Genomic DNA, 13706 nt, shown 5'->3' on the forward strand with positions numbered 1-13706 from the left:
CGACAACGCGGCGAGGTGCCGGGCCGGGCGTCGCGAGCCGGTGAACCTTTCCGGTCGCCGCACTAGCCTGCCCTTCATGACCACGACCGACGCAGCGAACTCCGGAGTCCATCCTCGATTCGCCGAGGCCCTCGAAGAGCTGGGGCTCGGCGAGCTCCAGGGACGGATCCGGCGCTTCCCGGACGCGACCCGTACCGCCGCCGAGGCCGCCGCCGCCATCGGTTGCGAGCTCAGCCAGATCTGCAAGTCGCTGATCTTCGTCGCATGGGGGTCTCCCCTGGTCGAGCGAGGTCGAGAGCTTGGGGAGGGTGTGCCGGTACTCGTCCTCATGGACGGGGCGTCCCGGGTGGACGTGGAGCGGGTCCGTCAGGAACTGGGGGCCGGCGAGGTGACCCGGGCCAGGGCCGGCGTCGTGCGGGAGACCACCGGGTACGCGATCGGTGGCGTGCCGCCCTTCGGACACCGCACGGCGACTCGCGTGCTCGCCGATCGTTCGCTGCTGAACCATGACACGGTGTGGGCCGCGGCGGGCACCCCGCACACCGTGTTCCCGATGGACCCCAGGACGTTGATCGCGCACGCGGGCGGCACGCTGGTGGACGTGCACGAGCAGCCCAGGTGAAGGATCGCGGGAAGCAGGATGTGCAAGCCGGTGACGGCCGTATGAGCACCCGGAAGGCATCCCCGGGCACCTCCGGCCGTGCGGCTCGGCGAGGTGTGGCGCAGATCACGGGAAGCCGGTGGGCGGTGCCGGACAGCTCATGGGAGTGAGCACTCAACTGCGAACCCGGATACGGGCCGGGGATTCGAGCGCGTACGCGGAGCTTTTCGACAGCTGTGCCCGCGCGGTCTACAACCACGCCTTCCGGCTGACCGCCGACTGGTCGACGGCCGAGGACGTGATGGCGGCGACGTTCATGGAAGCGTGGCGGCTGCGTGACAAGGTCGATCCCGAGGGCGGCTCCCTGCGACCCTGGTTGCTGGGCATCGCCACCAACACCGCGCGCAACCAGTACCGGAGCAACCGGCGATACCGGGCTGCGGCGAGCGCCGCCGCGGCGGCCGAGCTGTCGGTGCCCGACCATGCCGAAGAGGTGGCCGAACGCGTCGACGACCGGCGCCGCCTCGCCAGGGCCCTGACCGCCCTTGCCTCACTGCGCCGCACGGAGCGTGAGGTGGTCGCGCTGTGCCTGGGGGAGGGCCTGGACTACGAAGCCGCGGCCGAAGCCCTCGGGATCCCCGTCGGCACGGTCGCCTCCCGGCTGTCCCGGGCGCGCAAGAAGCTGCGCGTGCTCGCCAAGGACGAGGCGGCCGGCCCGACCGTGGAGACGACGCCGAAAAATGCGCGCGGAAATCGGGAAGGCGGCCGCCCGGGCCGACAGGTAAGAGGCGATCACGCACACGTGGTCCGGCCCGTGCAGGGAGGAAACCGATGAACACGAGCACTTCCCGGCAGAACCCGGCCGAGTGGGACGAGGGCGTACAGCTGCTGTCCCACACGGCGCGCGACCTGCCGACGGGCCGTCACCAGTTCCACAAGGAGCGTCTGATGGCCCAGATTCAGCAGGAACAGCGCACAGGGACGGCAACGGACCCGGTGAAGGAACGGCGTTTCCGGCTGCCGCGTCCGGCGATCACACTGCCCGCCGTGGCCGCCGCCCTGACCGGTGCGGTCATCGCCGTGATGGCGATGCCCGGAGGCAACGGTGCGGGCAACGGCGGCGTCGCCACCGGACCGGCCCTGACCACGACGATCGGTGCCGCTACCACCAAGGGCGTGCCGCAACTGCTCGACCAGATCTCACTGGCGGCGGCCGAGAGCTCGCACCCGGCCGTCAAGCCCGGCCAGTACATCTACATCGAGTCCAAGACGGCCGACACCTTCGCGAAGACCGTCGGCGACAAGACCACCCTGGCCAGCCATGAGCTGCACCGCCGCCAGATCTGGTCCTCTCCCGACGGCACCAAGGGCTGGCTCATCGACCCCGCCGTCAATGACGGCCCCGAAGGGGAGACCCTGAGTCTCCCCGACGAGTTGGGCAACCCCCGGGAGGCCGGCCTGAACTCACCGTCGTACGACTACCTGGCCAAGCTGACCACCGACCCCGACGAACTGCTCGCCATGATCTACAAGGCGGCCGAGGGCCACGGCAACTCCCTCGATCAGCAGGCGTTCACCACCATCGGTGACCTGCTCGGGGAGAGCTACCCGCCCGCCGAGCTGTACTCGGCGCTGTTCAAGGCCGCCGCGAAGATCCCCGGTGTCGTCGTCGTGCAGGACGCGGTGGACGCGGTGGGCCGGCACGGGGTGGCGGTGGCCCGGCTGGACGAGACCAGCGGTGAGCGAGAGGAGTGGATCTTCGACAGGAAGACCCATGTCTTCCTGGGTGAGCGCAGTGTCCAGGTGAACAAGGTCAGCGGGGAGGATGCCGTGATCAAGCCCGGCACGGTCACCTTCACCAGCGCCATCATGAAGCGGGCGATCGTCGACGGCATCAAGCAGACCCCGTCGCAGGCGGGCTGACGAGCGCGCGGAGGACCACACCCGTACAGCCCCACGACGGCCGGTCCGGCCTCCCGGGTCCGGCCGTCGCGGCCATGACGAGGAGGTCGAGCGGCGACCCGCGGCGCGGGCGGCTTCGGCGGGTGGCGGATCCGGCGTCGACAACCTCGCCGAGTGGCGGCGGACGGCACGGCGGCCGACGATGCCCAGAGGGAAGGACATCCCGGTGAAGGGCCCGCCCGGGCCGAAGGACGGCATCCACGTCCGCTTCGCTGCCTTCGGCCGGTCGACCCTGCTTCGGGGAAGGCGTGTGCCTGAGCGAGCATGGGAAGCGCACGACTCACCGTACGAATCAGGAAGTTGACGTCATGACAGACAAGCTCACCGTGAGCGTCCTGGGCACCGGGATCATGGGTGCGGCGATGGCCCGCAATATCGCCCGCGCCGGGCACGCCGTCCGCGCATGGAACCGCACCCGCGCCAAGGCCGAGCCGCTGGCCGCCGACGGCGCGCACATCGCCGACAGCCCCGCCGAGGCCGTACAGGGCGCGGACGTCGTTCTGACCATGCTGTACGACGGCAAGACCGTTCTGGAGGTCATGCAGGAGGCCGTGCCCGGGCTGCGCCCGGGCATCGTCTGGGCGCAGTCGACCACGGCGGGGATCGAGGACGCCGGCGAACTGGCCGACTTCGCCCGGGAGCACGGCCTGGTCTTCTACGAGGCCCCGGTGCTCGGCACGCGTCAGCCGGCCGAGGCGGGACAGCTGACCGTCCTCGCCGCGGGTCCGGCCGAGGGCCGGGACACGGTGGCGCCGGTCTTCGACGCCGTCGGCGCCCGCACGCTGTGGACCGGCGAGGACGGTGCGGCGGGCAGCGCCACCCGGCTGAAGCTGGTGACCAACAGTTGGGTCCTCGCGGCCACCGCCGCGGCCGGCGAGGTCCTGGCCCTGGCCAAGGCGCTGGGTGTGGACCCGCGGAGCTTCTTCGACCTCATCGGCGGCGGTCCGCTCGACATGGGGTATCTGCGCGCCAAGGTCGAGCTGATCGAGAACGACGGGCTGACCCCGGCCAGTTTCGCGGTGGCGACCGCGGAGAAGGACGCGCGACTGATCGTGGGGGCCGGTGAGCGGAACGGCGTCCGCCTCGACGTCGCCGCCGCGACCGCCGAACGCTTCCGGCGGGCCGCCGCCCAGGGCCATGGCGACGAGGACATGGCCGCCGCGTACTTCGCCAGCTTCGAAGAAGAGCCTCGCTCCTGACGACCCGAGGAGTCCATATGTCCAAGCCGCCGCTGCCCCCCGAGGCCGTCGAACTGCTGCGCCGCCCCAACCCGGCCGTCATCGTCACCCTGCGCACGGACGGCTCGCCCATCTCCACCCCTACCTGGTACCTGTGGGACGAAGGCCGGGTGCTCGTCAACATGGACGAGGGCCGCGCCCGCCTCAAGCATCTGCGCCGCGATCCCCGCGTGAGTCTCACCGTCCTCGACAAGGAGGACTGGTACACGCACGTCACCGTCATCGGCCGTGTCGCCGAGATGCAGGAGGACAAGGACCGGGGCGACATCGACCGCATCGCCGAGCACTACATCGGCAAGCGGTACCCGGACCGGGAGCGTGGTCGGGTCAGCGCCTGGATCACGATCGACCGGTGGCACGGCTGGGGGGAGATGAAGGACAGCGATCAGGCTGGGTGAGCCGTGTCCGCATCGTGCGCCGGGGTACGAGGAGGAGCACCCTGGAATCAGCGGTTCCGGAGGTGATCGTCATGATGCACACCGCAGTCGGATGGCATGTGGAACTCGAATTCGAGGAGGACCAGGAGCGTACGCGGGCGGCGGCGCTCGTACGGCTTCCCGACGGGAACGAGGTCCGGTCCCACGGGTACGCCAGCCGCCACCACTCCGACGCGAATCAGCCACGCGTCGGGGAGGAGATCGCGGGGGCGCGTGCGCTCAACGATCTCGCGATGCAGCTGCTCACGAAGGCGCACGAAGAGATTGACGAGGCGTCGGGGAGGACGTCGCATCCGCTGACGCACTGAGTGCGTCCCGGTGATACCGGTATCCGGTGAGGCCCGCACATCATGCCGTGTGCGGGCCTCGCGCCCGCGGGCCGCGGTCACGCCAGTGAGGTGCGAACCGCCCGTACCAGTGCCTGTGCCCGCGGGTCCGTCGTCACGCTCGCGCGGAATCCGTTGGTGACATAGCCGAAGGCGATGCCGGACTCGGGGTCGGCGAAGCCGAGAGCGCCACCGCGGCCGGGGTGGCCGAAGGAGCCGGGAGCCAGGAGCGGCGAGGCGCTGCCGTGGAGCATATAGCCGAGGCCGAACCGGGTGGTGACCACCAGCACACGGTCGGGGCCCGCCGAGGTCTCCGAGCGGGCGCGCTCCAGCGTCTGCGGTGCGAACAGGCGCACGCCGTCCACCTCGCCGGTCAGCGCGGCGTAGAAGCGGGCGAGGCTGTCGGCCGTCGCGATGCCGTTGGACGCCGGCAGGACCGCCGCGCGGTAGACGGGATCGTTCTCGTCGGGCGGCGGGGTGATGGCCGCGAAGGCGCGGTGGGTGAGGCTGTCGGGGTCGGCGTAGGCGTCCGCGACCGCGGGCTTGGGGCGGGTGCGCAGCGCGCCGGCCTGGGTCGGCACCTCGAGGAGGCCGACCCGGCCCACGCGGTGTGCCTCGGCCTCGGGCAGCCCGACCCACAGATCCAGGCCCAGTGGGCCCGCGATCTCGGCCGCGATCCACTCGCCGATGTTGCGGCCCGTGGCCCGGCGCACCAGCTCGCCCGTCAGCCAGCTGTACGTCTGGGCGTGGTAGCCGTGGTCCGTGCCGGGCTCCCAGGTGGGCGGCTGGGCAGCCAGTACGGCTGCGGCGAGATCGGGGTCGGCCGCCTCGGCGGGGGTGAGCGGACGGTCCAGCACCGGTACGCCGGCCTGGTGCGCCAGCACGTGCCGCACCAGGGTGTGCTCCTTGCCATGTGCCTTGAACTCGGGCCAGTACTCACCGATCGGGGCGTCCAGGTCCAGTTCTCCGCGCTCGGCCAGCATCAGCAGCACGGCCGCGGCGACGCCCTTGGTGGCCGAGCGCACGATCTGTGCCGTGTCCTGCTCCCAGGGTTTCGTGCCGTCGATGTCCCGCGTCCCCGCCCACAGGCCGACGACCTTGCGCCCGTCGCGGTACACGCTGACCGCCGCTCCGCGTTCCCCCATCGTCGCGAAGTTCCGTACGAACGCTTCCCTGACCGGCTCGAAGCCCTCGGCCACAGCGCCGTTCACGTCCACGCCCGTGTTCCCTTCACTCGCCTGCGACAGTGATTGCAACACGGGCGTGGCGCCTTCGATTCCTCAGCCCAGCACGATCGTGACGTCGATGTTCCCGCGCGTGGCGTTGGAGCAGGGGCAGAGCGCGTGGGCCGCGTCCACGAGTTCGGCCGCGACGGCCTGGTCCAGGACGGGCAGGCAACACACACGTGTGCAAGGTACCGGTCGGTAGGTACGGGTCGTGCCACCAGGGGGTGGAACCGCGGGTAACCCGTCATGGGGAGCGGTCCGCGCCCGACGGCACGGATCGGGGATCGAAGCCGTAGGGCAGTTCCAGCCGGTGTGCACACATGAGCGCGTCGTCGGAGAGCAGTTCGCCGGTCTTCCCGTCCGCGGCGATGACGCCGTCGCTGAGGATCAGTGAGCGCGGGCACAGCTCCAGCGCGTACGGCAGGTCGTGAGTGACCATGAGGACCGTGACGTCCAGCGACCGCAGAATGTCGGCGAGTTCGCGTCGTGAGGCCGGGTCCAGATTCGACGACGGCTCGTCCAGAACGAGAATCTCCGGTTCCATGGCCAGCACGGTCGCCACCGCGACCCGGCGGCGCTGGCCGAAGGAGAGGTGGTGCGGAGGCCGGTCCTTGAAGTCCGCCATGCCGACCTGCTCCAGGGCACGGTCGACACGGGCCTCCAGTTCGGCGCCCTTCAACCCGGCCGTCGCGGGCCCGAAGGCGACGTCCTCGCGGACCGTCGGCATGAAGAGCTGGTCGTCGGGGTCCTGGAAGACGATGCCGACCCTGCGCCGGATCTCGGCCATGTGCTTGCTGCCGACGGGCAGCCCGGCGACCTTCACCGTGCCCGTGCCGCCGGTCAGGATGCCGTTGAGGTGCAGGACGAGCGTGGTCTTCCCGGCGCCGTTCGGTCCGAGCAGTGCCACCCGCTCGCCGCGCGCGACGGTGAAGTCGACGCCGAACAGGGCCTGGTGCCCGTCCGGATACGCGAAGGCCAGTCCGGCCACTTCCAGCGAAGGCGTCACAGGATCCATCCCAGCAGGCAGACGACGAGGGCGGCGACGGGCAGGGCGAGGGCGTAGGACCACTGTGCGCGGGTCGCGGACACCTCGTCGATGACGGGCATGGAGCCGGCGTACCCCCGGCTGACCATGGCCAGGTGGACGCGTTCGCCACGCTCGTAGGAGCGGATGAAGAGCGCGCCCGCGGACTTCGCGAGGACGCCCCAGTGCCGGAGGCCGCGCGCCTCGAAGCCGCGTGACTCCCGTGCGATCCGCATCCGCCGCATCTCGTCGGTGATGACGTCGCCGTAGCGGATCATGAAGGAGGCGATCTGCACGAGGAGCGGCGGGAGATTGAGGCGCTGCAGCCCGAGGAGCAGTTGGCGCAGTTCGGTGGTGGCCGCGAGCAGGACGGACGCGGCGACACCGAGGGTGCCCTTGGCGAGCACGTTCCAGGCACCCCACAGCCCGCCGACGCTGAGCGAGAGCCCGAGGACGTCGACGCGCTCGCCCTCCGCCACGAACGGCATGAGCACGGCGAAGGCGACGAACGGTATCTCGATCAGCAGGCGCTTCACGAGGAACCCGGCGGGTACGCGGGCCCGGTGCGCGACCACGCCGAGCAGAACGGCGTACAGCGCGAACGCCCACATCGCCTCGCGCGGTGTCGACACCACGACGACCACGAAGGCGAAGGTGGCGGCGAGTTTGGTGTGCGGCGGCAGGGCGTGCACGCGAGAGTGCCCGTGCCGGTAGAGCCGGTGTGCCGCCCCGCGCTCGCCTCCCCGCGCCCGGGAGGCACCCGTTCCCTCTCCCATGTCAGGCGGCCTGGGAGGTGGTGTCGGCACGGCGCCTGCGGACGGCCCAGAAGACCGTGCTGCCCGCGACGACGGTGACCCCGACGCCGATCGCACCGGCGAGGCCGCCGGAGACGCGGGCGTTGTCCACGTCCTTGACGCCGTAGCCGGCGAGCGGGGAGTCGGCGGAGGTGTGCTGTCGCGTCCTGCTGTCGATCCCGTGGTCCGCGGCGACCTTCTCCAGACCGTCGGGGCTGGCGGAGGCGTAGAAGCTGACGAAGCCCGCGAGGACGAGGGAGGTGACGAGACCGGTGATCCACAGCCTGCGGTGGGACCGGGCGGCGGCCGGCACGGGTGCCGGCTCGGTGGCCGGTGCGTCCACCAGCTCGCCGCCGACGCGCAGCCTCAGGCGCTGCCGAAGGCCCCGGGCGCCGTACACGAGATCCGGGCGTACGGCGACGACGGCGCCGACGGTGAGGGACGTGATGGCGGCCTCGCCGAGGCCGATGAGCACATGGACGCCGATCATCGCGGTGGCGACCTTGCCGAGGGAGACGTCGGTGGTGCCGCCGACGGCGTAGATCAGGGTGAAGGCGACGGCCGCCGCCGGGACGGAGACCAGCGCGGCGACGAAGGAGGCGACGGTGACCGAGCGGCGCGTGCGCGGGAGCACCGTGACCAGTCCGCGGAAGAGGGCGTAGGCGACGGCGGTCGTCACGATCGCCATGTCGGTGATGTTGACGCCGAGAGCGGTCAGCCCGCCGTCGGCGAAGAGGATGCCCTGCATGAGGAGGACGACCGACACGCACAGGACTCCGGTGAAGGGCCCGACCAGGATGGCGGCCAGCGCCCCGCCGAGCAGATGTCCGCTGGTGCCGGCGGCGACCGGGAAGTTCAGCATCTGTACAGCGAAGATGAAGGCGGCCACCAGGCCGGCGAGCGGCGCGGTGCGTTCGTCGAGTTCGCGCCGGGCACCCTTGAGGCTGACGGCCAGAGCACCCGCGGCGATCACACCGGTCGCGGCGGAGGTGGGGGCGTTGATGAATCCGTCGGGCACATGCACCGTTGGAGGATAGCGGCTTGTTGCGAAGCTATTGCAAGAGCTATGTCACCGTGACTACCTCCTGCAGGCACCAGGGGGCTGCCTTTGTCCTGATATGAGACATTAGAGAAGTAGTGGGTGCACCTTCTGTATGGGTGACGCAGCGTGAGGAGCGGTCCCATGACAGTTGTGGAACAGTACGCACGAGCCCATGTCGTCACGGATTCCCCGGAGGCTCCGGACGCCGTTCCCATCGTCCTTCGCTACGACCCCGACGCCGATCCGCGCTCCGTCCGCATCGGTCTGCCCGGCCCGCACGAGTGGGCCTTCTCCCGGGACCTCTTGGAAAAGGGGCTGCGCGCACCGGCGGAGAAGGATGATGTGCGCATCTGGCCGTGCGGCCGGGTCCAGGCGGTGATGGAGTTCCACTCGCAGCAGGGGGTCGAGGTGGTGCAACTGGAGTCGAAGGCGCTGCTGCGTTTCCTGCGGCGTACCTACACGGCGGGAGCCGGGGTGGGGCAGCGGATCTCCTAGCCTCCGTGCGCCGTCCCCGCCCGGAGCCGCCGGTGCATCCGCGGCTCCCGGCGATCCGGATTCTGTCTCGGGCGACATGGCCGCGGGCTCGCGAGGACGGGCCCGCGGTGGGAGGACGGTGCCGGTCCCGGTTCAGCTCCCCGCGCGCAGCAGAGCTGCCACGATCGGCCCCGCCGAGTCACTGCCGTGGCCGCCCGCCTGGACCACTCCCGCGGCGGCCAGGTCGCCCTTCCAGGCCGTGAACCAGCCGTTGGGCTGCTTCTGGCCGTCCACCTCGGCCGAGCCGGTCTTCGCGCCGTCGTCCGGACCCAGGCCCGCCATCGCCTTGGCGGCTGTGCCCGCCGCGGCCGTGTACTGGAGGACCTCCTTCAGCTGGGCCTGCGTCGACGCCGACATGGTGCGGGTCGCCTTGGCCAGCGTGCGGTTGTCCACCGACGGAGAGACCAGGTACGGCTGGTGGAAGACGCCCGTCTTGGCCGTCGAGACCACCGAGGCCATGTTCATCGGGTTCATGCGGACGCCGCCCTGGCCGATCAGGGAGGCCGCCATCTGGGCCGCGCTCTGCACCGGGACCGAGCCGTCGAAGGACGGGACGCCGATCGCCCAGTTGTTCATGCTCAGGCCGTAGATCTGCTGGGCGACCTTGGTGAGGTCGTCGTTGTCCAGCTTCTCCGCCTGGCTGATGAAGGCCGTGTTGCAGGACGCCGCGAAGCTCGCCTTGAACGTGCCGTTCTTGATCTCGAACTTGTCGTCGTTCTGGAACTTCCAGCCGCCGTATGTCACGTACTTGGGGCAGGGGTGCGGCTTGTCCGCGTGCGCCAACCCCTTCTCGAACAGCAGCGTGGACGTCACGATCTTCATCGTCGAGCCCGGCGCGAGGGAGCCCTGCAACGCCCCGTTGAAGCCGTGGCTGGAGTTCGCCACCGCCAGGATCTCGCCCGTCGACGGGCGCATGACGACCGCGGACGCCTTGTCCTTCCGCGCCACCTCCTGCTCCGCCTTGGCCTGGAGCGTCGGGCTCAGCGTCGTCTTCACCGTGCCCGGCGTGCCCTCGCTCAGCGTCACCAGCGTCTTGTCGGGCGTCTTCTGGCTGCCCCTGGCCGCCGCCTTGCGCACGATGCGCAGCTCGATGCCCGCTTTGCCGCCGGCCTTCTTGCCGTACTTCTCGCGCAGGCCGTCCAGCACCGGGCCGAGGGAGGGGTACTTGGCCGTCGTCAGCGCGCCGCCGTCCCGGTCCAGGGCCTTGATCGGGGGCGTGCCGGCCTCTCCCGTCACCAGGCGGTCACCCTCGGCCATGTCCGGTTGCATCACCGACGGCTGCCAACGGACCAGCGGGACACCGTCCTTGGCGCGGCGTACGACCGTCAGCTTCGAGTCGTACGCCAAAGGCTTGCTCATGCCGTGGTACGACACCGTGGCCTTGACGGAGAACGGCACCGAAGCCCCGGACGGTGTACCGCGGGTCAGCGTCACTTGGGTGATGTGCGCGTCCTTGCCGTAACCCGTCAGTGCCTGCGTCGCGGCCGCCGCGTCGTCCGTGGCGGCCGCCGCCTTCGCCACCTGGCCCTGCTGCCAGGCCGTGAGGAACGCCGCGGACGTGGTGTTGACCTCGGACGCCGACGGCGGGCCGGTCTTCGCGGGCTTGAGGGCGCCCTTGATCGCCTTGCCGTCGACCGCGGCCGCGCCGCCGCCGAGCAGGCTGTAGGCGCCGACCGCTCCGGCCACGCCGACGACGGCGATCAGCCCTCCGATCACCAGCGGGCGGCTCTTCCTGCGCTCGGCGACGCGCCTTCTCTTGCCCACAGCTCCTGATCCTCCGCAGTCCCCAGGTCCCCCGGTGCCCCCATGTTCCTCAACGAGAACACCACCCTAGAGTCCCGGGTCGGCGCGGGTGACGTCAGCCGCCGGTTCGTAGCACAGCTGCGACGATAGGACCGGCAGCGTCGCCGCCGTGCCCGCCCTCCTGGGTCATGGCCGCCGCCGCGACATCGTTCCGGTAGCCGGTGAACCAGCTGTTGGACTTGGCCTGTCCGTCGACCTCCGCGGAGCCGGTCTTAGCCCCGATGTCCCCGCGGAGCCCCGCCATGACCTGCGCGGCTGTGCCCTGGGTCGCCGTCAGCCGCATCATCGCCCTCAGCTGGGCGACGGTACCGGCGGACAGGCCCCTGGCGGTGGCCAGTTGGCGGTTGTCGAGCTTCGGCGAGACCAGGTACGGCTGGCGGAAGGTTCCCGTGATGGCGGTCGCTGTGACGGACGCCATGTTCAGCGGGCTCATCTGGACCTGTCCCTGCCCGATGGCGTTGGCCGCGCGGTCCGGGCCGGTGGACGCGGGGACGTTGCCGTCGAAGGAGACGATGCCCGTCTTCCAGTTGTTCCGCCCGAGCCCGAACCGATCCTGCGCCTCGGCGGTCAGCGAGCCGTCGGTGAGCGGCTTCTCGTCGATCAGCTTCACGAAGGCGGTGTTGCACGAGCGCATGAAGCTGTTGGCCAGGGTGGCGTTCTCGTTGGCCCTCAGACCCTTGAGGTTGGTGAAGGTCTGGCTCTGCCACACCGCCGAGGACGGGCAGGGGGCCGGGCCGTTCATCGTCGTGACACCGTTGTCGATGAGCATCGCCGACGTGATGATCTTCATCGTGGAGCCCGGTGCGAGCCGCCCCTCGAAGGCCGCGTTGAAGCCGTCGCCCCGGTGGTTGGCCACCGCGAGCACCTCACCCGTGTTCGGCTTCACCGCCACCACCGACGACTCCGCGTACTGCCGCACGGCCCGTTCCGCCGCCGCCTGGGCGGAGGCGCTGATCGTGGTGCGCAGCTTGCCCGGGGTGCCCTTGGCCAGGGTGAGCAGGGTCTTGCCGGGTGCGTTCGGATCGGCCCGCTCGACGGACAGTTCGATTCCGGGCTTGCCACCGGCCTTGTCGCCGTACTTCTCGCGCAGCGCGTCCAGGATCGGGCCGAGGGAGGGGTACTTCTCCGCGGTCAGTACCGTGTTGTTCCGGTCCACCGCCTCGATGGGCGGGACCTTGGCCTCACCGGTGACGAGCGTGTCGCCCTTGTCCAGGGCGGGATGGACCACGGACGCCTGCCAGTCGACCAGCGCGCGCCCGCTGGTCACCCCGCGGACGACCGTCACCTCGCTGTCGTAGGCGAGCGGCTCGGACCGCCCGCCGTAGGACACCGTCGCCTTCACGGAGAACCGCACCGAGTCCCCGCTCGGCGCGCTCGGCGTGATGTGCACCTTGGTGATGTGCGCGGTCGTGCCATAGGCGGTCAGCAACTGCTCCGCGGCCTCGGAATTGTTCGTGGACGAGGCGGCGGTGGCCGCGTCGCCCTTCTGCCAGGCGGCGAGGAACTTGTCACTCGCCTCCTTGACCTCGCTTGCGGACGGCGGTCCGGTCTTCACCGGCGCGGGTCTGCCGACGCTGTTGCCGGTGGAACCTCCGTCGAGTGCCGTCAGGACGTTGTACGCCCCGTATCCGGCTCCTCCCACCATGACCGTGAACACCCCGCCGACTATGGCGGCTTTGACCCCCTTGCGCATGGCGCGTCATCCCCTCCCCGTAGATCTCGCACTGTAGGTGGCCCCGGAGGAGGTTGTGACCAGTGTGTTTGATTATTGTCCGAAGAGTGATCAAATAGATGACTCAAAAACCTACATCGATCCACATACTTGAACGGAGGCGCGATCGCGTACCTTGCGGAAGCCGGACCAGACCGTCTGGGCGAGTGGCGGCAGATCCGGTCGCGTACGCCTGTCGTCACAGGCCAGTGACCCTGCTCGCGTTGGTCGCCGTTATGAGAATGCCCCATTAGGACTCCACCGACCTTGTCAGTGGTCTGGTGCATGATCGGCGCATCGGTTCTGACTGGGGATGGGGTAGGCGATGGCCATCACGAATCAACAGGTGGCAGGGCACGCGTTTCTGGAAGGGATGTACTCGGACGCGTACTTTCCAGATCACGTTGTCGACAAGGGCAAGGCGATCATGCTGCGACTGTGCGAGCGGATCGAAGCCGAACAGCCGACGGATCTGGCTTCCTTGTATGTGCTCACCCACGCCGCGACGGAGGAGTTCAACCATCTGGAAGCTGAGTTCGACGCAGCGGGAAGTGAGCTTGAGACTGCCGCCCGGGAGCTGATCGGCGAGGAGTTCTGGTTTGTGGCATCGGCTTACGGGTTCCAGGAGGCCGACGCAGAGGAGCTGATCGCGCCTCGGGATTGGTGACCAGGGGCTTCAGCTGACATCAGGCGCCCGTGCCGCATCCGTGCCCGATCGTGCAGGGAACCACTGGGAACCACGGTGGTGAGCGGACAGCACGCGGCGTCCGGGCGAGTACCAGGCCAGGTTGAGCTCCGGGGCAATGGGCCCATGTAGACGCAGGTGAACGATTCCGTACGGCCTTACGACGGGCCCAAGCACACTTGGAAAGCGTGCACCAGCGGTCGAAGTGCAGCACTGATTGTGTCCGACATCGAGCTTCCAAAGGGCCTGGTCGCTCTACAACTCCACGTGCATGCGGGCAGGCTCACAAACCTGCCCGATCCGCGGGCCGGCGTAATGGGCCG

Annotated in this window: 14 protein-coding genes and 1 pseudogene; 8 read left to right on the top strand and 7 right to left on the bottom strand. The window is 69.9% G+C overall.

Going from position 1 to position 13706, the window contains the following annotated elements:
* The first annotated feature begins 76 nt into the window (after positions 1 to 76).
* From VXC91_RS17155 to VXC91_RS17180, 6 genes are all read left to right on the top strand, one after another.
* The gene (locus tag VXC91_RS17155; protein ID WP_329508129.1) at positions 77 to 622 is read left to right on the top strand and encodes a YbaK/EbsC family protein; all 546 of its coding nucleotides are present in this window, start codon (positions 77 to 79) and stop codon (positions 620 to 622) included.
* Between the two features lie 139 nt (positions 623 to 761).
* Positions 762 to 1436 carry an RNA polymerase sigma factor gene (locus VXC91_RS17160; protein ID WP_329508130.1) on the top strand — a complete coding sequence of 225 codons (675 nt, stop codon included), beginning with the start codon at positions 762 to 764 and terminating at the stop codon, positions 1434 to 1436.
* Positions 1433 to 2524 carry a CU044_5270 family protein gene (locus VXC91_RS17165; RefSeq protein ID WP_329508131.1) on the top strand — a complete coding sequence of 364 codons (1092 nt, stop codon included), beginning with the start codon at positions 1433 to 1435 and terminating at the stop codon, positions 2522 to 2524. The genes VXC91_RS17160 and VXC91_RS17165 overlap by 4 nt, the downstream gene beginning before the upstream one ends.
* A gap of 347 nt (positions 2525 to 2871) precedes the next feature.
* Positions 2872 to 3762, top strand: a complete 891-nt coding sequence (locus tag VXC91_RS17170; RefSeq protein WP_329508132.1) for an NAD(P)-dependent oxidoreductase — start codon at positions 2872 to 2874, stop codon at positions 3760 to 3762.
* 17 nt (positions 3763 to 3779) lie between these two features.
* Positions 3780 to 4199: a PPOX class F420-dependent oxidoreductase gene (locus VXC91_RS17175; RefSeq protein WP_329508133.1), complete on the top strand. Its 420-nt coding sequence runs from the start codon at positions 3780 to 3782 to the stop codon at positions 4197 to 4199.
* 71 nt (positions 4200 to 4270) lie between these two features.
* Entirely contained in the window at positions 4271 to 4546 is a 276-nt protein-coding gene (locus VXC91_RS17180; RefSeq protein WP_329508134.1) for a DUF1876 domain-containing protein, read from the top strand.
* 77 nt (positions 4547 to 4623) lie between these two features.
* Here the strand turns inward: VXC91_RS17180 and VXC91_RS17185 are convergent, their stop codons facing one another.
* The 5 genes and pseudogenes from VXC91_RS17185 to VXC91_RS17205 form a co-directional block, all read right to left on the bottom strand.
* Complete coding sequence (locus VXC91_RS17185) at positions 4624 to 5781, bottom strand: serine hydrolase domain-containing protein (protein WP_329508135.1); 1158 nt, start codon at positions 5779 to 5781, stop codon at positions 4624 to 4626.
* A 63-nt stretch (positions 5782 to 5844) separates the two neighbouring features.
* A pseudogene (locus VXC91_RS17190) lies at positions 5845 to 5958 on the bottom strand (organic hydroperoxide resistance protein); the annotation flags it as partial.
* 76 nt (positions 5959 to 6034) lie between these two features.
* Positions 6035 to 6805 carry an energy-coupling factor ABC transporter ATP-binding protein gene (locus VXC91_RS17195; RefSeq protein ID WP_329508136.1) on the bottom strand — a complete coding sequence of 257 codons (771 nt, stop codon included), beginning with the start codon at positions 6803 to 6805 and terminating at the stop codon, positions 6035 to 6037.
* Positions 6793 to 7590 (bottom strand): cobalt ECF transporter T component CbiQ, encoded by a 798-nt coding sequence (gene cbiQ, locus VXC91_RS17200; RefSeq protein ID WP_329508137.1) that lies wholly within the window; start codon positions 7588 to 7590, stop codon positions 6793 to 6795. Before cbiQ ends, VXC91_RS17195 begins: the two co-directional genes overlap by 13 nt.
* 1 nt (position 7591) lies before the next feature.
* The gene (locus VXC91_RS17205; RefSeq protein ID WP_329508138.1) at positions 7592 to 8632 is read right to left on the bottom strand and encodes an energy-coupling factor ABC transporter permease; all 1041 of its coding nucleotides are present in this window, start codon (positions 8630 to 8632) and stop codon (positions 7592 to 7594) included.
* Between the two features lie 159 nt (positions 8633 to 8791).
* On the opposite strand from VXC91_RS17205, the gene VXC91_RS17210 reads away from it, so the two are divergent.
* Positions 8792 to 9145, top strand: a complete 354-nt coding sequence (locus tag VXC91_RS17210; RefSeq protein WP_329508139.1) for an SsgA family sporulation/cell division regulator — start codon at positions 8792 to 8794, stop codon at positions 9143 to 9145.
* A 132-nt stretch (positions 9146 to 9277) separates the two neighbouring features.
* Here the strand turns inward: VXC91_RS17210 and VXC91_RS17215 are convergent, their stop codons facing one another.
* Together VXC91_RS17215 and VXC91_RS17220 are read right to left on the bottom strand one after the other, a co-directional pair.
* Positions 9278 to 10948 carry a penicillin-binding transpeptidase domain-containing protein gene (locus VXC91_RS17215; RefSeq protein WP_329508140.1) on the bottom strand — a complete coding sequence of 557 codons (1671 nt, stop codon included), beginning with the start codon at positions 10946 to 10948 and terminating at the stop codon, positions 9278 to 9280.
* A 94-nt stretch (positions 10949 to 11042) separates the two neighbouring features.
* Positions 11043 to 12680 (bottom strand): penicillin-binding transpeptidase domain-containing protein, encoded by a 1638-nt coding sequence (locus tag VXC91_RS17220; protein ID WP_329508141.1) that lies wholly within the window; start codon positions 12678 to 12680, stop codon positions 11043 to 11045.
* A gap of 343 nt (positions 12681 to 13023) precedes the next feature.
* Here VXC91_RS17220 and VXC91_RS17225 point away from each other — a divergent pair, with 343 nt between their 5' ends.
* Entirely contained in the window at positions 13024 to 13365 is a 342-nt protein-coding gene (locus VXC91_RS17225) for a DUF5713 family protein (RefSeq protein ID WP_329508142.1), read from the top strand.
* The last annotated feature ends 341 nt before the right edge of the window (positions 13366 to 13706 follow it).

Source organism: Streptomyces chiangmaiensis, from assembly GCF_036281785.1.
GTDB classification, from domain to species: Bacteria; Actinomycetota; Actinomycetes; order Streptomycetales; family Streptomycetaceae; genus Streptomyces; species Streptomyces chiangmaiensis.